Origin of the sequence: Pseudomonas lalkuanensis, assembly GCF_008807375.1 — a bacterium.
In the GTDB taxonomy this organism is placed as follows: domain Bacteria; phylum Pseudomonadota; class Gammaproteobacteria; order Pseudomonadales; family Pseudomonadaceae; genus Metapseudomonas; species Metapseudomonas lalkuanensis.
The window spans coordinates 2,400,360-2,423,347 of sequence record NZ_CP043311.1 but is presented as its reverse complement, the minus strand read 5'-3'; the positions used below and the strand labels follow the sequence as shown (position 1 = coordinate 2,423,347).

Below are 22,988 nucleotides of genomic sequence, written 5' to 3'. Positions count from 1 at the left end.
TTACCCAACCTATGAATACTGCGGAGCGCGAACGCTGAGCAGCTCCTCCAACTCCGCCAGCAGCGCGTCCTGCTGCAGCAGCTCGTAGTGCCCAGCTGCGACGACCCGATCGACGGCGCTGCGCACCTGTCCCTCGAACACCCGGCGTTCGTCATCGCGGCCGGCGACCCACCAGCAATGCGCCGCCACTTGCGTGGAAGGCAGACTGGCCTGGCCCAGCGACAGCGCCCTCAGGCGCGAGCCCACGGCGAAGATCTGCACCAGCTCGCTGGCGCCCAGCAGGCCGTGATCACCCTCGCTGCTGCGCGGTGCGTCCATCGCGGCCTCGATCACCCGTGCAGCACCTTCGGCCTCGGCCAGACCGGAAGCATGCAAGGCGATCAGCCCGTCAGCTGCTTCCACCACCATTCCCAGGGCAAACACCAGGAAGTCGCGCAGGTCCTCGCGCCAGTTACCGGCTTCGGCCACGCCGGCAACGAAGGTGTCCACCAGGCCGGCGAACTCCACCCGCTGCCCCTGCCCCTCCAGCTCGCGGGCCACCAGCAGCGCCAGGGCGCCGCCAAGGGACCAACCCAGCAGGTGGTAGGGTCCGTGCGGCTGCTGCTGGCGAATCCGCGCGGCATAGGCTTCGGCCATTGCTTGCAGGGATGCGTCCTGCCAGCCCGGGTCCAGCAGCATGCGGCATTGCAAGCCGTAGACCGTGCGGCGGCCGTCGAAGCGGCGGGCCAGCGGTTCGTAGTCGAACACGGTGCCGAACCCGGCGTGCAGGCAGAACAGCGCCGGCATATCAGCGACGCGGCCGTTCAGCGCCAGCAGCGGGTCCGGCGCCTGGGTCTGCGCGGCCGCATCGAAGCCGGACAGCTCGGCGATGCAGGGTTTCTGCATCAGGTCGCGCAGCTTCAGTTCGAAGCCGAGTTGCGGCTGGCTGCGCACCCGCGAGATGACCTTGAGCACCTGCAGCGAATCGCCGCCCAGTTCGAAGAAGTGGTCGTCGATGCCGACACGGGGCACCCCCAGCACGTCTTGCCAGATGGCCGCCAGCGCCTGTTCCAGGGCATTGCGCGGGGCGCGGTAGCTACCGGCATTCCACTCCGGCTCGGGCAGCGCGCGACGGTCCAGCTTGCCGTTGGCCGACAGCGGGAAGCGCTCCAGCACCAGGATGCGCGCCGGCACCATGTAGTCCGGCAATTGCGCCTGAAGCTCGGCCTTGAGGGCGCGTTCCAGGCCTGCACCGGCACTGGACAGCACATAGCCGGCGAGCTGCTTGCCGGTGGCGCTTTCGCGCACAACCACCGCCGCGTCCTGCACGCCAACGCACGCCCGCAGGCACGCCTCGATCTCGCCCAGTTCGATGCGGAAGCCGCGAATTTTCACCTGTTGGTCGAGGCGACCCAGGTAGTCCACCAACCCGTCTTCGCGCAGGCGCACCAGATCGCCGCTGCGGTACATGCGCCCGCCCTGTGCGTCGAAGGGGTCCGGCACGAAGCGCTCGGCGGTAAGACCGGCACGCTGGTGGTAGCCGCGCGCCAGGCATTCGCCGCCGAGGTACAGCTCGCCCGCGACGCCAACCGGCAGCGGATTGAGGTCGGCGTCCAATACATAGAGTCCGCGTCCCGCCACGCCGCGGCCGATGGGCGCGTAGGCGGCGTCGCAGGTTTCACTGGCCTCGGCGCGCCAGAGCAGCGGCGTGACCACGGTTTCCGTCGGGCCGTAGCCGTTCACCAGGCGGCGTGGGCGCAGGGCGCGCTTGACCTGCTCGAAGCTGGCTTCGGGCACGGCATCGCCGCCGAAGCAATAGACCTGCACGGTCGGCGCTTCACCCCGGCGCTCGGCCACTTCGGCCAGTTGCTGGAGGTAGGCCGGCGGGAAGCAGGCCACGGTGACGCCGTGCCGCTGCATTTCGGCCAGGGTCTGTTCCGGGGTCCACAGGCTGCCGTCGCGCACCACCAGGCTGCCACCGGCCAGCAGCACGCTGAGCCAGCGCTCCTGGGCTCCATCGAAGGCAAACGACATGAAATGCAGCTCACGGCTGGCGCTGTCCAGCTCATACAGATCGATGATGCCGCGGCAATGGCGATGGATCGGCCCGCGCGCCACGGCCACGCCCTTGGGCAGGCCAGTGGAGCCGGAGGTGTAGATCAGGTAGGCCAGGTGGCCCGGCAGGTGATCGACCTGAGGAGCGGTATCGGCCCCCGCCTCCGCCAGACGATCCAGCTCCAGGCGCGGGGTATCGCCGCCAAGGACGACGTGCGGGTCCAGGTCGCTGTCGCAGAGCAACAGGCTGGCGCCGGAGTCGGCCAGCATGAAGGCCAGGCGCTCGGCCGGGTAATCCAGGTCCAGCGGCAGGTAGGCGCCGCCCGCCTTGAGCACGGCGAGGAAGGCCCGCACCAGGCGCTCGGAACGTGACAGCGCCACCGCCACCAGACTTTCCGGGCCGATGCCGCGTTCGCGCAGCTGCCAGGCCAGGTGGTTGGCCTGGCGGTCCAGCTCGGCGTAACTCAGCTCGCGGCCGGCGCAGATCAGCGCCACCTGGTCCGGCTGCCGGCGCACCTGCAGGTCGAAGGCGGCCAGCAGGTCGTCGGTTTGCCGCTCAGCCGCAGGCGGCTCGATGCAGGCACCCGGCAATCCGAACTCGCCCAGCGGCCGCTCGGCATCGCGGGTGATCACCGCCAGCAGGCCTTCCAGCTGGGCGCGGATGCGCACCACCTCGGCGTCGCTGAAGCGTTCGCGCAGGTACAGGTACTCGATCTCCAGACCCTGCCCGGTGGCGCTCACCATCAGGTCCATGGGGAAGTTGGTGACGCCGCTGCTGCCCACTTCGGCGAACTTCAGTTCGCCGTCCTGCGGACCCCGCAGGGCGCGGTCCACCGGGTGGTTCTCGAACACGATGATGCTGTCGAACAGGCCCTGGCCGCCCTGCCCGGCCCAGCGCTGGATATCGGAGAGCGGCGTGTGCTCGAAGTCGCGCACCGCCAGGTTGTAGTCCTGCAGCTCGCGTAACCAGTCACCGAGCGCCTGTTGCGGTTCCAGGGTCTGGATCACCGGCAGCGTATTGATGAACAGGCCAAGCATATCCTGCGCCCCGGCCAGTCCCGCCGGGCGACCAGCCACCGTGGCGCCGAAAGCCACACTGCGCTGGCCGCTGTGGCGTTGCAGCAGGAGCAGCCAGGCGGCCTGCACCAGGGTATTGAGGGTGACGCGCTGGGCCTTGGCGAAGGCATGCAGGCCACGGGTGGCTTCGGCGTCGAGGTAGCTGTAGATCACCCCGTGGCCACTACCCTCGGCACCGGAGGCCTTGGCCAGGATGGTCGGCGCCTCAAGCGCCGCCAGCCGTTCGCGCCAGAAACCTTCCGCCGCACCACCGTCCCAGCGTTGCAGCCAGGCGATGTAGTCGGCGTAGCGACCGGCCAGGGCCGGCAGGTTCTCGCCGGCATACAGGCGCAGCATCTCGCCCAGCAGGCGCGAGGCGCTCCAGCCGTCCAGCAGCAGATGGTGGTAGGTCCAGATCATCTGGTAGCGGTCATCGCCCAGGTGTACCAGGGTGAAGCGCATCAGCGGCGGCTGGGCGAGGTCGAAGCCACGGGCCTGGTCCTCGGCGGCCAGGGTTCGCAGCGCGGCTTCGGTCTCGGCGCGGTCGCGCCAGTCGAGCTCGCTGATGGGCATTTCCGCCCGCAAGTGCACGGCCTGCAACGGATCGGTCTGGCCATCACGCCAGAGGAAGGCTGCACGCAGCACTTCATGGCGCTCCAGCAATGCGGCCCAGGCGGCGCGGAAGCGCGCCGGGTCCAGGCCGTCGACGGAGACGCTGAGCTGGTTGACGTAGAGGTTCAGCTCCGGGGAATCCACGCAGTGGAAGAGCATGCCCTGCTGCATCGGCGACAGCGGGTAGAGGTCGCTCAACCCGGTGCGCACCGCCTGGCCCGGCGCCAGGGCGAATGCCGGCGTGTCCAGCGCCACTTCCAGGGTGGCCTCGCGGCGCTCGGCCACCGCCGCCAGGGCGCGGATGGTCTGCTGCTCGAACAACTGCTTCGGGGTGAAGGCCAGGCCACGCTGGCCGGCACGGCTCACCGCCTGCAGGGAGATGATGGAATCGCCGCCCAGCTCGAAGAAGTTTTCGGTGACACCGATACGTTCCAGGCCCAGCAGGTCCTGCCAGATTTCCGCCAGCAGCGCTTCGGCCGCAGTGGCCGGGGCTGCAAGCTCGCCCACCTCGCGGTTGTCTTCCGGCGCGGGCAGCGCCTGGCGGTCGAGCTTGCCGTTGGGGGTCAGCGGGAAGTCCGCCAGGCACATCAGGTGCGCCGGCAGCATGTGCGCCGGCAGGCCGGCACGCAGGTGCGCGCTCAGCGCCTCGCGCAGGGCCTGCTCGTCGGCCAGCGGGTCGCGCGGCACCACATAGCCCACCAACTGGCGGCCGGCGGGGCCTTCGCGGTCCACCACCCAGGCTTCGCGGACGCCTTCGTGCTCCAGCAGGCAGGCTTCGATCTCGCCCAATTCGATGCGGAAACCGCGAATCTTCACCTGCTGATCGATACGCCCCAGGTACTCCACCACGCCATCGGCTCGGAAGCGCGCCAAGTCGCCGGAGCGGTACAGGCGCGCGCCCGGCACGAAGGGATCGGGCACGAAACGCGCTGCGGTCAGGCCCGGACGCCGGTGGTATCCACGGGCGACGCCTTCGCCGCCCAGGTACAGCTCACCAGGCACGCCTACCGGCAGGGGCTGCAGGTTGGCATCGAGGATGTAGGCACTGCGCCGCCCCACCGGCCGGCCGATGGGCAGGAAGGCGGAGTCGAAGGTGGTATCGGGATAGGCGCGCCAGATCAGCGGCGTGACCACGGTTTCCGTCGGGCCATAGCCGTTGATGATGCGCGGCGGCCGCAGTACGCGCTGGACCTCGTCGAAGGCGTGCTTGGGCATACCTTCACCACCCACGGTGTAGGAACGGATGGGCAGCTCACGCCCCGCTTCGCCGATGTAGTCGGCCATCTGCAACAGGTAGCTCGGCGTCAAGCAGGCGATGGTGATGCCGTGACGGGCGATTTCGTCGCAGGTGCGCTCCACGCTCCACAGCTCGTTGTCGCGCGGCATCAGCGCCGAGCCGTAAACCAGCGGGGTCAGCCAGCGCTCATGGGCGCCGTCGAAGCTGATGGAGGCGAATTGCAGCTCGCGGTCTTCCGGCGTCATGCCGTACAGCGCGCCGATGGACAGGCAGTGCATGGCCAGCGGGCCCTGGGCCACGCTGACGCCTTTCGGGCGGCCGGTGGAACCGGAGGTGTAGATGAGGTAGGCGAGGTTTTCCGGGTGGCTGAGGTTGACCGGATCGGCGTCGGACAGGTGCTCCAGCGGTTCGCTGTCCAGCGCCAGCACCGGCACGCCTTCGGGCACCGGCAGGCTCGCGTGCAGCCAGGACTGGCTGAGCAGCAGCGCAATGCCACTGTCTTCCATCAGGTAACGCAGGCGCTCGGGCGGGTACGCCGGGTCCAGGGGCACATAGGCGCCACCGGCCTTGAGGGTGGCCAGGAGGCCCAGGATCATGTCCGGCGAACGCTCCACCGATACGCCCACGCGCACTTCCGGGCCTGCGCCCAGTTCGCGCAGACGATGGGCCAGGCGGTTGGCGCGGGCGTTCAGTTCCGCGTAGCTCCATTCCAGGTCGCCGAAGATCAGCGCAGTGGCTTCGGGGCGCAGCGCCGCCTGGGCCTCGATCAGTTGGTGCACGCAAAGGCGTTTCTCCGGCTCCGGTTGCGCCGGATTCCAGTCCACCAATTGCTGGCGGCGCTCGCCGCTGGTGAGCAGGTCCAGATCCCCCAGGGCACGTTGCGGGGTGGCGACCATGGCTTCCAGCAGGGTCGCCAGATGCTGGCTCATGCGGGCAATGGCGTCGCTGCTGAAGTGGCTGCGCAGGTAGCTCCAGGTCAGGCTGAGCTGGCCTTCATGCACTGCCGCCAGGGTCAGCGGGTAGTTGGTGCGCTCGAAGCTCTCTGCAATCGAGAACGCCAGGCCCGCCGGCGCGCCCTGCTGCAGGGCGCTGGCAATGGGGAAGTTCTCGAACACCAGCAGGCTGTCGAACAGCGGCTCGCCGGTACGGCCGGCCCAGCGCTGGATATCCGCCAGGGCAGTGAACTCGTGCTCGCGCAGTTGCAGGTTCTGCCCTTGCAATTGCTCCAGCCACTGGCCAACGGTCAGCGACGCCTCGGGCGCGGCGATCACCGGCAAGGTGTTGATGAACAGGCCGAGCTGGCCGTCCGCGCCTGGCAGGTCCGCCGGGCGGCCGGACACCGTGGCGCCGAAGGCCACGCCGCGCTGGCCGCTGTAGCGTTGCAGCAGCAGCACCCAGGCGCCCTGCACCAGGGTGTTGAGGGTGACCTTGTGTTGGCGGGCGAACTCGCTGAAGCGGCGGCTGGTGGCTTCGTCCAGAACCTGGCGGTGGTCGGCGTAGCCACCCTGCTGCGCTTCCTCAGGCGCGGCATGGGCCAGGCTCTGGGCCAGCAGCGTGGGCTGGTCGAGCTTGGCCAACTGGGCGCGCCAGAAAGCCTGGTCAGCCTCGGCATCCTGGCCTTGCAGCCAGCCGATGTAGTCGGCGAAGCGGCCGGCCGGAGCCGGCACCTCATCACCGGCATAGCGTTGCAGCACTTCGCCCAGCAGCAGGGAATTACTCCAGCCATCCAGCAGCAGGTGGTGATGGGTGTAGATCAGCTGCTGGCGTTGGTCGTCCAGGCGCACCAGGGCCAGGCGCAGCAGCGGCGGGCGCGCCGGGTCGAAGCCCAGGCGCTCGGCATCGGCCAGCGCCGCCAGGGATTGGGCCTGGTCGGCGCGGTCGCGCCAGTCCAGTAGTTGCAGCGGCAGGCGCAGGTCGCGCTCCACCAGTTGCAGCGGTTCACTGGCGCCGGACGGCCAGTGGAAACCGCTGCGCAGGATCGGGTGGGCATCCAGCGACGCTTGCCAGGCGCGGCCCAGGCGCTCGGCATCGATCCCCCGCACTTCTACGCTGAGCTGGTTGACGTAGGCACCGGCCTGCGGCTCGTAGAGGCTGTGGAACAGCAGGCCCGCCTGCATCGGCGAGAGCGGATAGAGGTCTTCGATGCGTGCCGGCGCTACGGGCAGCGCGTCCAGTTGTGCCTGGGTGACACGCGCCAGCGGGAAGTCCGCCGGGGTCACGCCACCGGCATCCGCCGCCAGGCAATGGGCGATCAGCGCCAGCAGCTCGGTACGGAAGTCTTCGGCCAGGGCGCGGATGGCAGTGGTTTCGAAGCACTGCCGGCTGAAGCTCCAGTCCATCTTCAGCTCGCCGCCAAAGACCTGGCCGTCCACCGCCAGCCAGTTGATTAGCGGCGCATCGGCGTGTTGCGCTGCACCGCAGGGCTCAATGGCCGGAACGAACAGCGCGTCCTTGCCGAAGTTCTGGTCGAACTGGCCCAGGTAATTGAAGGTCACCCGCGCCTGCGGCAGCGCCGCCAGGGCGGCGCGCGCGGCGTCATCGCCCAGGTGGCGCAACAGGCCGTAGCCCAGGCCCTTGCCAGGAATCTCGCGCAGCTGCTGCTTGATGGCCTTGATGGAGCCGGCCAGATCCGCAGTCGGAACCAGCTTCACCGGGTACAGGCTGGTGAACCAGCCTACGGTGCGGGTCAGGTCGAGGTCGTCGAACAGTTCCTCACGGCCGTGGCCTTCCAGTTGCACCAGCGCCGACGACTGCCGGCTCCAGTTGCACAGGGCACGGGCCAGCGCGGTCAAAAGCAGGTCGTTGACCTGGGTGCGGTAGGCGGCTGGCGCCTGTTGCAGCAGGCGGCGGGTCTGCTCGCGGTCCAGGCCGATGCTGATGCACTGGCGATGGCGCAGCGCCTGGCTGGCAGTCGGGTCGGCCATTGGCAGCTCGCCGCTGGCATCCACCAGATGCGCTTGCCACCAGGCCAGTTCGGCGTCCAGTTGTCCCGAGCGCGCGTACTCTCCCAGCCGAGTGGCCCAGACCTGCACCGCACTGGTCTTCTCCGGCAGCGGCAGGCCGGCGTAGGCGGCTTGCAGGTCTTCCAGCAGCACACGCCAGGACACGCCGTCCACCACCAGGTGGTGGATCACCAGCAACAGGCGCTGGCTGCCGTCACCGCAGTTGACCAGCGCCACGCGCAGCAGCGGTCCGTCGCGCAGCGAGAGGCTGCGCTGGGCTTCGTCGCAGAGCGCCTGCAGGGACTCCTCGCCCATGGCGCGGCCGGTCCAGAGCAGGTCGGTGGCGGCAGTGCTGTCCAGCGGGATGTAACGGGCGGTCCACTGGCCGTCGATTTCGCGGAATTGAAGGCGCAGCGCATCGTGCTGGGCCAGCAATTTTTGCAGAGCGGCCTGCAGACGACCCAGTTCCAGGGTTTCGCGGGGTTGCAACAGCACGGCCTGGTTCCAGTGCTGGCGCTGCGGGATGGGTTCGTCGAAGAACCAGCGCTGCACCGGGGTCAGCAGCTGGGCGCCTTCCACCGGTCCCTGCTGGGCCTGGCTGGCTTCCTGCTCACGGGCCACGGCAGCCAGCGCCGCCAGGCTGCGCTGCTGGAACAGGTCACGCGGAGCGAGCTTGAGGCCGGCACGGCGGGCGCGGCTGACCACCTGGATGGAGATGATGGAATCGCCGCCCAGTTCGAAGAAGTTGTCCTGCCGCCCTACTCGCGGGACGCCCAGCACCTCCTGCCAGATTGCCGCCAGCAATTGTTCGCGCTCACCGCACGGCGCTTCGAACTCGCGCTGGCTGACGCTGGCTTCGGGCTTGGGCAGGGCCTTGCGCTCGAGCTTGCCGTTGGGGCTCAGCGGCATGCTGTCCAGCAGGATCATCTGCGCCGGCACCATGTAGTCCGGCAGGCTGGCCAACAGGTGCGCCTTAAGCGCTTCGCGCCAGGGGCCTTGCGCGCTGGTATCCAGCAATTCGCGGCGCCTGGGCACCAGATAGGCCACCAGTTGCTTGCCGTTCGGACCATCCAGGGCCAGCAGCACGGCTTCCTGCACGTCGGGATGCTCCTGCATGCGCGCCTCGATCTCGCCCAGTTCGATGCGCAGGCCGCGAATCTTCACCTGATGGTCGATACGGCCGCAGTACTCGATGGCACCGTCGGCGCGGTAGCGCGCCAGGTCTCCGGTGCGGTACAGGCGCTCGCCGCTGCCGAAGGGGTCGACCACGAAGCGCTCGGCGGTCAGCCCCGGACGGCGGTGATAGCCACGGGCAAGGCCGACGCCACCGAGGTACAGCTCACCGACCGCGCCGGTGGGCATGGGCTGCAGTTCGGCGTCGAGGATGTAGGTGCGCAGATTGGCGATGGGCTTGCCGATGGGCACGCTGTCGCGGCCCTCCTCCAGGCAGGTCCAGTGGGTGACGTCGATGGCCGCTTCGGTGGGCCCGTAGAGGTTGTACAGCCGGGCACCCGGCAGCACACGCAAGGTCTGGCGCTGCAGCTCCACCGGCAGGGCCTCGCCGCTGCAGATGATGCGTTTCAGCGAGGAGCAGCCGGCCGCTTCCTCTGCGCCAACGAACGCCTGGAGCATGGACGGCACGAAATGCAGGGTGGTGACGCCTTCCTCGCGGATCAGCGCCGCCAGCCCCTGCGGGTCACGGTGCAGGCCGGGCTCGGCGATCACCAGGGCGGCGCCCTCCATCAGCGGCCAGAAGAACTCCCACACCGACACGTCGAAGCTCAACGGGGTCTTTTGCAGCACCTTGTCGCCTGCGCCCAGTTGGTAGGCCTGCTGCATCCAGGCCAGGCGGTTGTACAGGGCGACATGGCGGTTGCCGGCGCCCTTTGGCTTGCCGGTGGAGCCGGAGGTGTAGATGACGTAGGCGAGGTTTTCGGCCATTGCGAGGTTGTCCAGGTTCTCGCCGGACTCCTCCGCCAGCCAGTCGGCATCGCCTCGCAGGCAAATGCTCTGTACACCTGCCGGCAACGGCAGCGAGGCCAGCAGGTGCTGCTGGGTCAGGAGCAGCCGGATACCGCTGTCCTCGATCATGAAGGCCAGGCGGTCGGCCGGGTATTCCGGGTCCAGCGGCACGTAGGCGCCACCGGCCTTGAGGATGGCCACCAGCGCCACGACCATTTCCAGCGAACGCTCGCAGGCCACCCCCACCAGGGATTCCGGGCCGATGCCCTGCTTGCGCAGGTGACGGGCCAGACGGTTGGCGCGCAGGTTCAGCTCGGCGTAGGACAGCGTCTGGCCCTTGAACTCCAGGGCGGTGGCGGCGCCGTTCTGCGCCACGCGGGCTTCGATGTGCTGCTGCACGCAGACCGGGCCGGGGTACCCGGCGACGGTGGCGTTCAGCCCTTGGAGAGTGGCGCTGCGCTCGGCGGCATCCAGCAGCGGCAATTCGGCAATGGGCGCTTCCGGGCTGGCCAGCAGGCCGTCCAGCAGGTTGCGCCAGTGCTGCGCCAGGCGTTCGATGCGCGCCGCGTCGAACAGGTCGGCGGCGTAGGTCAGGCTGGCCAGCAGGCGTTCGCCTTCTTCGTGGGTGTCCAGTTGCAGGTCGAACTGGGTGGTGCGGCCGCTCCAGTCCAGGCCCTCGACTTTCAATCCCGGCAGCGCACCGTCGAGGACGCCCGGCCTGGACTGCTGGTGGTTGTACATGACCTGGAACAGCGGGCTGTGGCTGAGGCTGCGTTCGCCTTGCAGGGCCTGCACCAGGCGCTCGAACGGCAGCTCCCGATGATCCTGGGCGCCAAGCACGGCATCGCGGGTGCGCTCCAGCAACTGGTTGAACGGCAGGCGGCCGTCTAGCTCGGCGCGCAGCACCTGGGTGTTGACGAAGAAGCCGATCAGGCCACGGGTTTCGGCGCGGTTGCGGTTGCCCACCGGCACGCCGACGCAGAAGTCACGCTGGCCGCTGTAACGGTGCAGCAGGGTCTGGAAGCTGGCCAGCAGGAGCATGAACAGGGTCACACCGCGCTGCCGCGCCAGTGCCTTGAGGCCAGCTGCGGTGGCGGCATCCAGGGCGAAGTCCAGACGCGCGCCGCGCTGGCTCGGCAGGGCCGGGCGGGGACGGTCGGTGGGCAGTTCCAGCAGGCTCTGGTCGCTGCCGAGCCGGGCCTTCCACCACTCCAGCTGGCGCTCCAGCTCGCCGGCTTCCATCCAGCGGCGCTGCCAGAGGGCGTAGTCGGCGTACTGGATCGGCAACTCGGGCAGCTCAACCTCGCGGCCCTGACTGTAGCCGGCATAGAGCTGGGAGAACTCCTCCACCAGCACGCCCATGGACCAGCCGTCGGCGACGATGTGGTGCAGGCACAGCACCAGCACCTGGTCCTCGTCCGCCAGTTGCAGCAGCGTCACCCGCAGCAGCGGGCCGCTGGCGAGATCGAAGGGACGCTGGATTTCCGCTTCCACCTGGCGCAGCGCGGCGTCCAGGCGTTGCTCCTGCGGCGCGTGGCGCAGGTCGACCTGGGTCATGGGCAGGCTGAATGCCGGTTGCACCTGTTGCAGTACCTGGCCGTCCTGCTCGATGAAGCGGGTGCGCAGGATCTGGTGACGGGCCACCAGGGCGTCGAAGCTGCGCTGCAGCGCGGCAACGTCCAGCTCGCCGGTCAAGCGCAGCGCCGCCGGAATGTTGTAGGCGGCGCCTTGCGGGTCCAGCTGCCAGAGGAACCACTGGCGCTGCTGGGCGTAGGACAGCGCCTGCGGCTGCTCGGCATGGGCACTCGGCGGAATCGGCAGTTGGCCGAAACTCACGCCCTGCTCGGCCATGCGCTTGAGGAACTCGCGACGCTGCTCGGGGGCCAGGCCGGCGAAACGGGTGGCGATACGCCAGGCGGTGGTGTTTTCCATCAAAGGGTCTCCATCTCGTCCAGCAGCGATTCGAGCGCATCCAGACGTGCATCGTTGTCAGCGGTAGCCTGCGCTCCGGCCAGGGCCGCATAGGCCGCAAGATCGGCGGACTCGAACAGCGCGCGCAGCGGCAGTTCGATGCCCAGTTCCAGCTCCACGCGGGCGCTGGCTTGAGCCGCCAGCAGGGAGTGCCCGCCCAGGTCGAAGAAGTTGTCGAGGCGCCCTACCCGCTCCACCTCCAGCACGGCGGCCCAGATGGCGGCGAGCTTGTCTTCCAGCTCACCCCGGGGCGCTTCGAAGGGCCGTTGCCAGGCGTCGGCATCCGGCGTCGGCAAAGCCTTGCGATCGAGCTTGCCGTTGCCGGTCAGGGGCAACTGGTCCAGCAGCAGCAGGTGCGCCGGCACCATGTGGTCCGGCAGCCCGGCCTTGAGCGCATTGCGCAGGGCATCGCGCCAGGCCAGCGGGTCCCCCGGCTGCACCTCGGGTACCACGTAGGCGCAAAGCTGCGCCCCCGACGCGCCCTGTTGCACGGCGAGCACCGCCTGGCGCACGCCGTCCTGCTCCAGCAGGCGCGCTTCGATCTCGCCCGGTTCGATGCGGAAGCCGCGGATCTTCACCTGCTGGTCCTTGCGGCCCAGGTAGTCGAAGCCGCCGTCGGCGCGCTGGCGTGCCAGGTCGCCGGAGCGGTACAGGCGCTCGCCACTGGCGAAGGGGCTGGGCACGAAGCGCTCGGCGGTCAGCCCGGCGCGGCCGTGGTAGCCACGGGCGAGACCGGCGCCGGCGATGTACAGCTCGCCCGTCGCGCCCAGCGGCGCGGGTTGCAGGTTGGCGTCCAGCAGGTACCAGCCGAGGTCGCGGATCGGCCGGCCGATGGGGCTCTGCGCCGGGCCGTCGAGGTCGGCCAGGCCGATGGGCCGGTAGGTGACGTGCACCGTGGTTTCGGTAATGCCGTACATGTTCACCAGGGTTGGCTGGCGGTCGCCGAAACGGTCGAACCAGGGTTTGAGGCTGGCCAGCTCCAGGGCTTCCCCACCGAGGATCACCACCCGCAGGGCCAGCTCGCCGGAACCGCTGCAGGCCAGTGGCAGCAGTTGGCGGAAGGCGGTGGGCGTCTGGTTGAGCACGGTCACACGCTCGTCCACCAGCAACTGGTGGAAGGCCTCCGGCGAACGGCTGACGAAGTACGGCACCACCACCAGGCGGCCGCCGGTGCAGAGGGCGCCGAACAGCTCCCATACCGAGAAATCGAAGGCGTAGGAATGGAACAGGGTCCAGACGTCGGCGGCACCGAAGCGGAACTCCTCCGCCGTGGCGCTGAGCAGCCGGGTGACGTTGCCGTGGCTGAGCAGCGCGCCTTTCGGGCAGCCGGTAGAGCCGGAGGTGTAGATGACGTAGGCAAGGTTGTCCGGTGCCGTACGGTTGTCCGGGTTCTCCGCGCTATAGCCAGCCAGGTCCAGCTCGTCCAGGCACAGCGCCTGCACATCGCCCTGCATCGGCAGGCGGTCTTTCAGGTGAGACTGGGTCAGCACCAGGCCGACGCCGCTGTCCTCGACCATGTAGGCCAGGCGGTCCGCCGGGTATTCCGGGTCCAGCGGCACATAGGCGCCGCCTGCCTTGAGGATCGCCAGCAGGCCCACCACCAGCGGCAGCGCGCGTTCGGTGGCGATGCCTACGCGTACTTCCGGGCCGACGCCCCGCTCGCGCAGCTTGTGGGCCAGGCGGTTGGCGCGGGCATTCAGCTCGCCGCAGGACAGGTGCTCGCCTTCGCAGGTCAGCGCCAGGGCATCAGGACGCTGGGCTGCCTGGGCCTCGAATAGCTGGTGCAGGGCCGGCGACACCGGTTGCGACTGGATCACCGGGTTCCAGCCCTGCAGCAGGCCGTCACGCTCCGTGGCGCTGATCAGCGGCAGTTCGCCGACGCGGCATTGCGGGTCTTCCACCAGGGCGCGCAGCAGGTTCTGCCAGTGGCCGGCAAGCCGCTCGATGCTGCCGGCGTCGAACAGGTCGACGGCGTAGGTCAGGCTGGCGTGGAGGATGTCGCCTTGTTCTTCTGTGTCCAGAGCCAGGTCGAACTGGGCGCTGTGCTGGCGCCATTCCAGGCGTTCCACGCGCAGGCCCGGCAACTCGCGCTCGACGCTCTGGCCCAATGGCTTCTGGTGGTTGTAGAGCACCTGGAACAGCGGGCTGTGGTTGAGGCTGCGTTCCGGTTGCAAGGCTTCCACCAACTGCTCGAAAGGCAGTTCCTGATGGGCCTGGGCCCCCAGCGCCGCCTGGCGGACCTGTTGCAGCAAGGCACTGAAGGGCTGCTGGCCGTCCACCTCGGCGCGCAGCACCTGGGTGTTGATGAAAAAGCCGATCAGGCCTTCGGCTTCCAGGCGCGAACGGCCGGCATTGGGCACGCCGACGCGGATGTCGTCCTGCCCGCTCATGCGGTGCAGCAGGGCCTGGAAGCTGGCCAGCAGGAGCATGAACAAGGTCACCTGCTGCTCCTGGGCGCGGCGGCGCAGGCCGGCGACCAGCTCGGGTTCCAGGCTGAGTTCCAGGCGCGCGCCGCGTTCGCTGCGACGGGCCGGACGGCTCAGTTCGCTGGGCAGTTCCAGCAGAGGCTGATGGTCGCCCAGTTGGGCCTTCCACCAGTCGAGCTGGCGTGCGCCTTCCCCGGCTTCCAGCCAGTCGCGCTGCCAGCGGGCGTAGTCGGCGTAGCGCACCGGCAGCACCGGCAGGTTGGCCTCACGACCTTCGACGCGGGCCTGATAGAGCTGGGCGAACTCATCGACCATCAGTTGCATGGACCAGCCATCGGCGGCGATGTGGTGCACGGTGAGCACCAGCACATGCTCGTCCACCGCGACTTTCAGCAACAGCACCCGCAGCAGCGGACCGTTGCGCAGGTCGAACGGCTGGCGCATTTCCGCTTCCACCAGGGCGTCGATCTGCGCCTGGCCTGGCGCCTCCAGGCTCAGTTCGCTGAACTGCAGCGGCAGTCTGTCGTGCAGCACCGGGCGTGCCTCGTGGCCGTCCTGGGTGAAGGTGGTGCGCAGGGTGTCGTGGCGCGCTTGCAGGGCGGCGAAGCTCGCCAGCAGCGCGTCGCGGTCCAGGCGGCCCTTCAGGCGCAGGGCGGCGGGAATGTTGTAGGCGGCGCCCTGTGGGTCCAGCTGCCAGAGAATCCACTGGCGCTGCTGGGCGTAGGACAGCACCGCCGGCGCATCGGCAGACTGCGCCTTCAGTAGCGGCTGGCCATTGTCGCCGGCCTGCGCGGCACGTCTGGCGAAGGCCGCCAGCTCGCTGGCCTCGAACAGGCTGGCCAGGGGCAGTTCGATGCCGAGCTGCTGGCGCACCCGCGAGATCACCTGGGTGACCAGCAGGGAGTGACCGCCCAGTTCGAAGAAGTTGTCGCTACGCCCCACCTGCTCGACCTTCAGCACCTCGGCCCAGATGGCGGCGAGCCGGCTTTCCAGCCCTTCGGCCGGCACGTCGAAATCCCGCTGCCAATCGCTGGCTTCGAAGCGCGGCAGCGCCTTGCGGTCCACCTTGCCGTTGGCGTTCAGCGGCAGTCGCTCCAGCAGCAGCCATTGCAGCGGCACCATGTATTCCGGCAGTTGCGCCTTGAGGGCGTTCTTCAGGCGTTCGCGCAGGGCAGCCGGGACCTCGCTGGCGTCATCCGCCACCACGTAGGCCACCAGTGCCTTGCCGGTGGGGCCTTCCTGCACCAGTACGGCGGCTTCGCGCACGCCGTCCAGATCACGCAGACGGGACTCGATCTCGCCCAGCTCGATACGGAAGCCGCGAATCTTCACCTGCGTGTCGATCCGGCCAACGTATTCCAGCAAGCCGTCCGGGCGACGGCGGGCCAGGTCGCCGGTGCGGTACAGGCGCGCACCCGGCTCACCGAAGGGGTCGGGGATGAACACTGCTGCGGTACGCTGCGGGTCGCTCAGGTAGCCACGGCCGACGCCGGTGCCGGCGACATAGAGTTCGCCCACGGCGCCGGTGGGCACCGGCAGCAGGCGGCCGTCCAGCACATAGAGGCGGTTGTTGTCGGTGGCCGAACCGATCGGCAGGAAGGCGCTTTCGGCGGAGGCCGCGTCGACGCGGAACAGCGACACGTCGTCCGAGCATTCGGCCGGGCCATAGGCGTTCACCAGGCCGCTGGCCGGATAGCGTTGCAGCCAGCGGCGCGCCAGTTCCGGGGGCATGGCTTCGCCGGTGGGCAGCATCCAGCGCAACGCGTCGAGGCTGCCGGCGGGTTCGTCCAGCAGGCCCTGGATCAGCGAGGGCACGCTTTCCAGCACGGTGATGCCACGGCTGCGCACATGGGCCAGCAACGCCGCCGGATCATGGGCGATGACGTTGGGGACGATGTCCACCTGGGCGCCGAACAGCGGCGCGGTAAGGAACTGCCAGACGGAGATGTCGAAGCTCTGCGAAGCCGTCTGGGCGATCACGTCGGCCCCGCCCAGGTCGAGGTACGGCACCTTGCTCAACTGGTTGTTGAGCATGCCGGCCTGCTCGACCATCACGCCCTTCGGCATGCCGGTGGAGCCGGAGGTGTAGATGACATAGGCCAGGTGGCGCGGGCCGGTGTAGATGCCCGGCGCTGTGTTGGGCAGATCGGCGCCTTGCACCTCGTCCCACAGGAGCAGCGCCGGGCGCCGCTCCTGCGGCAGCCTGGCGACCAGGGTTTCGGCCTGGGCACGGCAGGCGGCAGTGGCCAGCAGCGCCGGCACGCGGCCCAGCTCCAGCAGGTTGAGCAGACGCTGCTCCGGCAATTGCGGGTCCAGCGGCAGGTAGCCGGCGCCGGCCTTGAAGGTGCCGACCATCATGCCCAGCAGCTCCAGGCCGCGCTCGGCCAGCAGCGCTACCGGCTGGTCGATGCGCACTCCGGCGGCGATCAGGCCGTGGGCGATGCGGTTGGCCTGTTCATCCAGCTGGCGATAGCTCCAACGCTGGTCGAGGCAGGTGGCGACCACCTGCTCCGGTTGCGCCGTCACCTGGGCTTCGAACAGGCGCACGTAGCCCTGCTCCAGCGGGTAGGCGCGCTCTGTGCGGTTGCCGGCTTCCAGCAGCTCGCGGCACTCAGCGGCGGCCACCAGCGGCAGATCGGCGAAGTCGCCCAGGAAGCCGTCGCCGATGGCCAGCAGCAGGCGTTTGAAGTCGGCCAGCAGGCGGTCGATGGTCGGCTCGTCGAAGTAGCGTTGGTCGTAGGACAGGTGCAGGCCCAGGGCGTCGCCCGGGTAGACCACCACCGTCAGCGGGTAGTTGGTGTGGGTACGCGCGGTGTCGGACTTGGCGCTGATTTCCTTTGCGCCGCACTCCACGGCGCTTTCCACCGGGGCGTTCTCGTAGACGAACAGGCTGTCGAAGAGCTGCTGGCCCTTCTCCAGGGCGCTGCACGCCTGGATCTTCACCAGCGGCAGGTGCTCGTGCTCACGCAGGGCCAGGTTGTGCTCGAAGAGGTCCTGCAACCACTGGCGCACGCTGAGTTTCTGGCCGGGCCGCGGCAGGCGCATCCGCAGCGGAATGCTGTTGATGAACAGACCGACGGTGTCCTGCATTTCCGGGCGGCTGACCGGGCGGCCGGCCACGGTGACCCCGAACAGCACTTCGTCCAGCCCGCTGTAGCGCTGCAGCACCAGGGCCCAGGCGGCCTGGGCCAGGGTGTTGACGGTGAGCTGGTAGCGCTGGGCCAGTTCGCGCAGGGCGCGGCCCTGGCTGGCTTCCAGGTCGGCGTAGCGGTCGCCAATGACGGAGAAGCCACCCTGGCGGCGCACCGGGCGGTCGAAAGGCAACGGGGTCGGCTGCTCGAAGCCGGCCAGCTCGGCGCTCCAGGCCTCCAGCGCGGCGCGCTCGCCCTGCTCCTGCAGCCAGGCGATGAAGTCGCGGTAGCGGGCGGCCGGCGCGAGGTTGCGGCTGCCGCTGTAGAGGGCGAAGAAGTCCTGCAGCAGCAGGGAGCGGCACCAGGCATCGATGAGGATGTGGTGGTTGCTGAGGATGAACCAGTACTGTCCGGCGCCACGGCGGATCAGGCGCAGGGCGAAAGGCGGCTTGTTGAGCAGGTCGAAGCCCCGGGCGCGGTCGGCGGCCAGCAGTGCCTGCAGGGCAGCTTCGTGTTCGGCCGCAGGAAGCGCCGACCAGTCGAGGAAGTCCACTTCCGGCGCGGCATCGCGGTGGATGATCTGCAGCATCTGGCCGTCGTCATCCAGGCTGAAGGACGCACGCAGGGCGTCGTGACGGCGGGCCACTTCGCGCCAGGCGGCGGTGAAGCGCGGGAGGTCGATCTCGCTGTCGATGATGTAGCGGTCCTGCATGAAATAGATGCCCGAATGGGGCTCAAGCAGGGTGTGCACCAGCAGGCCTTCCTGCATGGGCGACAGCGGGTAGATGTCCTCCACCGAGGCCGCCGGCACTGGCAGCGCGTCCAGTTGCGACTGGGTCAGCTTCGCCAGGGGGAAGTCGGAGGGGGTGAAACCGCCGTTGCCTTCGCTGACGCAGTGGGCGATCAGCGCTTCCAGCTCGGCGCGGTAGGCATCCGCCACGGCAGCGATGGTTTCGCGGTGGTACATCTCGCGGCTGAAGCCGAATTGCAGGGAGAGCTCGCCGCCGTACACCTGCCCTTCCACGCTCAGCCAGTTGGCCAGGGGGGCGTCATCGGCCTGGGCCTTGCCACCGCCCTCGCCCGCCGGAACGAACAGCGCGGCTTCGTCGAACTGCGCGTCGAACTGCCCCAGGTAATTGAAGGTGACGCGCGGCTGCGGCAGTGTGGCCAGGGCGGCGCCGTCGCCCAGATGGCGCAGCAGGCCGTAGCCCAGGCCCTTGCCGGGCACGGCGCGCAGTTGCTCCTTCACCGCCTTGAGGGATTCGGCCAGATCAAGGGCCGGGCTCAGCTTCACCGGGAACAGGCTGGTGAACCAGCCGACGGTGCGGGTCAGGTCGATGTCGTCGAAGAGGTCTTCGCGGCCGTGACCTTCCAGTTGCACCAGTACCGACTCATCGCCACTCCAGCGGCACAGTACGCGCGCCAGGGCGGTCAGCAGCAGGTCGTTGACCTGGGTGCGGTAGGCGGCAGGCGCCTCCTTCAGCAGCTGGCGGGTGCGTTCGGCGTCGAGGCGGATGTCCAGCTTGTCGCCGTGACGGTTCTGCAGGCCGCCTTCGGGGTTGTCGCGGGGCAGCTCGGCCGGTGCGCCCTGCAGCTCGGCCTGCCACCAGGCCAGTTCGGCTTGCAGCGGCGCGCTCCGGGCGTGGTCTTGCAGGCGCTGGGCCCAGCCCTGGTAGGAGCTGGTCTTGGCGGGCAGGCACACGCCCTCGCCCACCTCCAGTTGGCGGTAGGCGGTTTGCAGGTCTTCCAGCAGCACGCGCCAGGACACGCCGTCCACCACCAGGTGATGGATAGCCAGCAGCAGGCGCTGGCTGCCGTCGTGATCGATCAGCGCGGCACGCAGCAATGGGCCGTTGCCGAGGTCGAGGCTGCGCTGCACTTCATCGCAGACGGCGGCCAGTTCGGCGCCGCCGGCCTGCCCTTGCCAGAGCAGGGTCTGGCCCGCTTCGGCGTGGGTCTGGCGCCATTGGCCGTTCGCTTCGGTGAAGCGCAGGCGCAGGGCGTCGTGCTGATGCACCAGCGCTTGCAGGGCGTCTTCCAGCAGGGCTGGGGCCAGCGGCTGGCGTGGTTGCAGCAACAGGGACTGGTTCCAGTGCGCACGCTCGCCCAGTGGCAGTTCGAAGAACCACTGCTGCACCGGGGTCAGCGGGGCGTCGCCTTCCACCGGCCCCTGGTCGATGGCGCTGGCTTCGCTGCACTCGGCAATGGCGGCCAGGCTCTGCACCGTCTGGTGCTGGAAGATGTCGCGCGGGCTGAAACGGATGCCGGCCTGACGGGCGCGGCTGACCACCTGGATGGAGACGATGGAGTCGCCGCCCAGTTCGAAGAAGTTGTCGGCGAGACCTACGCGCCCGACCTTGAGCACGTCTTGCCAGATGCTCGCCAGCTGCTGCTCCACGGCGCTGCGCGGGGCCTGGTATTCCTGCTGCACCTGGCGCGTATCGGGCTTGGGCAAGGCCTTGCGGTCCAGCTTGCCGTTGGGGCTGAGGGGCATGGCCGCGAGCAGGATGAACTGCGCCGGCACCATGTAATCCGGCAACGTGGCGCCCAGATGAGCCTTCAGCGCCCCGCGCAGTTCGGCCTCGTCCCCCTGCTGCGCCGGCACCAGATAGGCCACCAATTGTTTGCCGCTGACGCCTTCGCGGGCGACGACCACCGCCTCGCGCACGCCGGCATGGTCTTGCAGGCGGGCTTCGATTTCGCCCGGTTCGATGCGCAAGCCGCGAATCTTCACCTGCTGATCGAGGCGGCCGAGGTATTCGATCACACCATCTTCGCGATAGCGCGCCAGGTCGCCGGTGCGGTACATGCGCCCGCCGCTGGCGAAGGGGTTGGCGACGAAGCGCTCGGCGCTGAGGCTGGCGCGGCGATGGTAGCCACGGGCGAGACCCGCGCCTGCCAGGTACAGCTCACCGGCCACGCCCACCGGCACCGGGTTGAGGCGCTCGTCGAGGATGTAGGTGGCGAGGTTGGCGATGGGTTGGCCGATGGGCACGCTGTCGCGGCCTTCCTCGCGGCAGGTCCAGTGGGTGACGTCGATGGCCGCTTCGGTGGGGCCATAGAGATTGAACAGGCCGACGCCCGGCAGCCGGGCGAAGACCTGGCCTTGCAGCTCCGCCGACAAGGCCTCGCCGCTGCAGACGATGCGTTTGAGGCTCGCGCATTGGGCGGCGCCCCGCGCTTGCACCGCCAGTTGCGAAGCGAAGGCCTGCAGCATGGACGGCACGAAGTGCAGCGTAGTGACCCGATGCGCCTCGATCAGCGCCAGAAGCCGGGCCGGATCGCGGTGATCCCCCGGAGCGGCCACAGCCAGGCGCGCGCCCACCATCAGCGGCCAGAAGAACTCCCACACCGACACGTCGAAGCTGAACGGCGTTTTCTGCAGCACGGTGTCGCCGGCGTCGAGCTGGTAGGCGGCCTGCATCCAGGCCAGGCGGTTGTGCAGCGCCGCGTGGGTGTTGCCGGCGCCCTTGGGCTTGCCGGTGGAACCGGAGGTGTAAATGAGGTAAGCAAGGTTGCCGGGCGCGATGGCGACGTCCGGGTTGGCGGCGCTGAAGGCTTCCAGGGCGTCGCTGTCCTGGTCCAGGCAGAGGCTGGTGACGCCTTCCGGCAATGGCAGCTCGGCCAGCAGGTGGCTCTGGGTCAGCAGCAGTGCGATGCGGCTGTCGTCGAACAGGTAGGCCAGGCGGTCGCGGGGGTACTCCGGATCGAAGGGCACGTAGGCGCCGCCGGCCTTGAGAATGGCGAGCAGGCTCACCACCAGTTCGACGGAACGCTCGCAGGCCACGCCCACCAGGCTTTCCGGGCCGACACCGAGGCTGCGCAGCTTGTGCGCCAGGCGATTGGCGCGGACATTGAGCTGGGCGTAGGTCAGGCTTTGGTTGCCGAAGGCCAGGGCCGGGGCGTCCGGTTGCGCGGCGGCCCGGGCTTCGAACAGGCGCTGCACCGGCGTGTAGCCGTAGTCCGTGGCGGTGGCATTCCAGCCCTGCACCTGGCGGGTGATTTCCTCGGTATCCAGCAACGGCAATTCGCCCACCGCCAGTTCGGGGTTGCTGACTATGCCGCGCAGCAGGTTCAGCCAGTGGCGAATCATGCGCTCGGCGGTGGCGCGCTCGAACAGGTCGGTGGCGTAGGTCAGCGCCGCTTCCAGACGGCCGGATTGTTCCAGGGTGTCCAGGGCCAGGTCGAACTGGGTGGTGCGGCCGTCCCATTCCTGTCGACTGATCTTCAGGCCCCCCAGGCTATCCAGCGCGGTGACATCCGCGACGAACGGCTGGTGGTTGTAGAGGGCCTGGAACAGCGGGTTGTGGCTGAGGTTGCGCTCCACATTCAGCGCTTCAACCAGTTGCTCGAAGGGCAGTTCCTGATGGGCCTGGGCGCCGAGGGCGGCCTGCTTCACCTGTTGCAGCAATGCGGAGAACGGCAGCGCGCCGTCGAACTCGCTGCACAGCACCTGGGTGTTGACGAAGAAGCCGATCAGCCCCTCGGTCTCCGCGCGGTTGCGGTTGGCGATGGGTACGCCAACGCGGATTTCACGCTGGCCGCTGTAACGCGACAGCAGCACCTGGTAGCTGGCCAGCAGCAGCATGAACAGGGTGACGCCCTGCTGGCGGGCCAGGCCGCGCAGTCGCTCGGCCAATTCGGGTTCGATGGCGAACGCCAGGCGCACGCCCCTGTAGCTGGGGCTGGCCGGGCGCGGATGATCGGCGGGCAGTTCCAGCAGGCCGTGCTCGCTGCCCAGGCGGGCCTTCCAGTAGTCGAGCTGGCGCTCCTGCTCGCCGGCTTCCAGCCACTGGCGCTGCCAGAGGGCGTAGTCGCGGTACTGGATGGGCAGAGCCGCCAGCACAGGCTGCTCGCCAGCGCTGAAGGCGCGGTACAGGTCAGAGAACTCGTCGATCAGCACATTCATCGACCAGCCGTCGGAGACGATGTGGTGCAGGGTCACCAGCAGCAGGTGTTCATCAGCGGCGAGCTTGACCAGCTTCAGGCGCAGCAGCGGGCCCTGCTCCAGGTCGAAGGGCTTCCGCGCCTGCTCCTCGGCGCTCTGGCGGGCGCGGGTTTCGCGGGCCGCAGCGGGTAGCAGGGTCAGGTCTTCGTGCTCGACCTCGACGGGCGCGCACTCATGGATGCGCTGCAGCGTCACGCCACCGTCCAGGTGGAAGGTGGTGCGCAGGGTTTCATGGCGCTCGACCAGCGCGGCGAACGCCTGCTCCAGTGCGGACACGTCCAGCGCACCATGCAGGCGCACGGCGCCCGGCAGGTTGTAGGCCGCGCCCTGGGGGTCCAGCTGCCAGAGGAACCACATGCGCCGCTGGGCGTAGGACAGCCGCTCGCGCTCGGGAATGGCGACGTTGGCGGGAATGGGGAACAGGTTGAAGTCGACGCTCTCCTTGCGCAGCCCTTCGAGGAAGAGCCGGCGCTTTTCCACGGGCAGCTCGATGAACCGATGGGCGAGTCTGAGGGCGTCTTGGGCATTCATCTGTCTTTCCATCCAACAAAGTCATTGGGAAGCGTTCGCTTTCCGCCATAACCAGTCAGACGAAACAGGCTGTTACGCATTTAGCGTGGGGAAGGAAATTCGACAGACGCTTGCAGAAAGTGCCTACGCGGGGACAGC

General features: G+C 68.9%; 2 protein-coding genes. Both read right to left on the bottom strand.

Features of this window, described 5'->3' with window-relative positions:
* Positions 1 to 9: 9 nt before the first annotated feature.
* A complete protein-coding gene (locus tag FXN65_RS11425) occupies positions 10 to 11,775 on the bottom strand; it encodes an amino acid adenylation domain-containing protein (RefSeq protein WP_151133311.1) in 11,766 nt (3,921 codons plus the stop codon).
* Positions 11,775 to 22,850, bottom strand: a complete 11,076-nt coding sequence (locus tag FXN65_RS11420; protein WP_151133310.1) for a non-ribosomal peptide synthase/polyketide synthase — start codon at positions 22,848 to 22,850, stop codon at positions 11,775 to 11,777. Before FXN65_RS11420 ends, FXN65_RS11425 begins: the two co-directional genes overlap by 1 nt.
* Between the last annotated feature and the right edge of the window lie 138 nt (positions 22,851 to 22,988).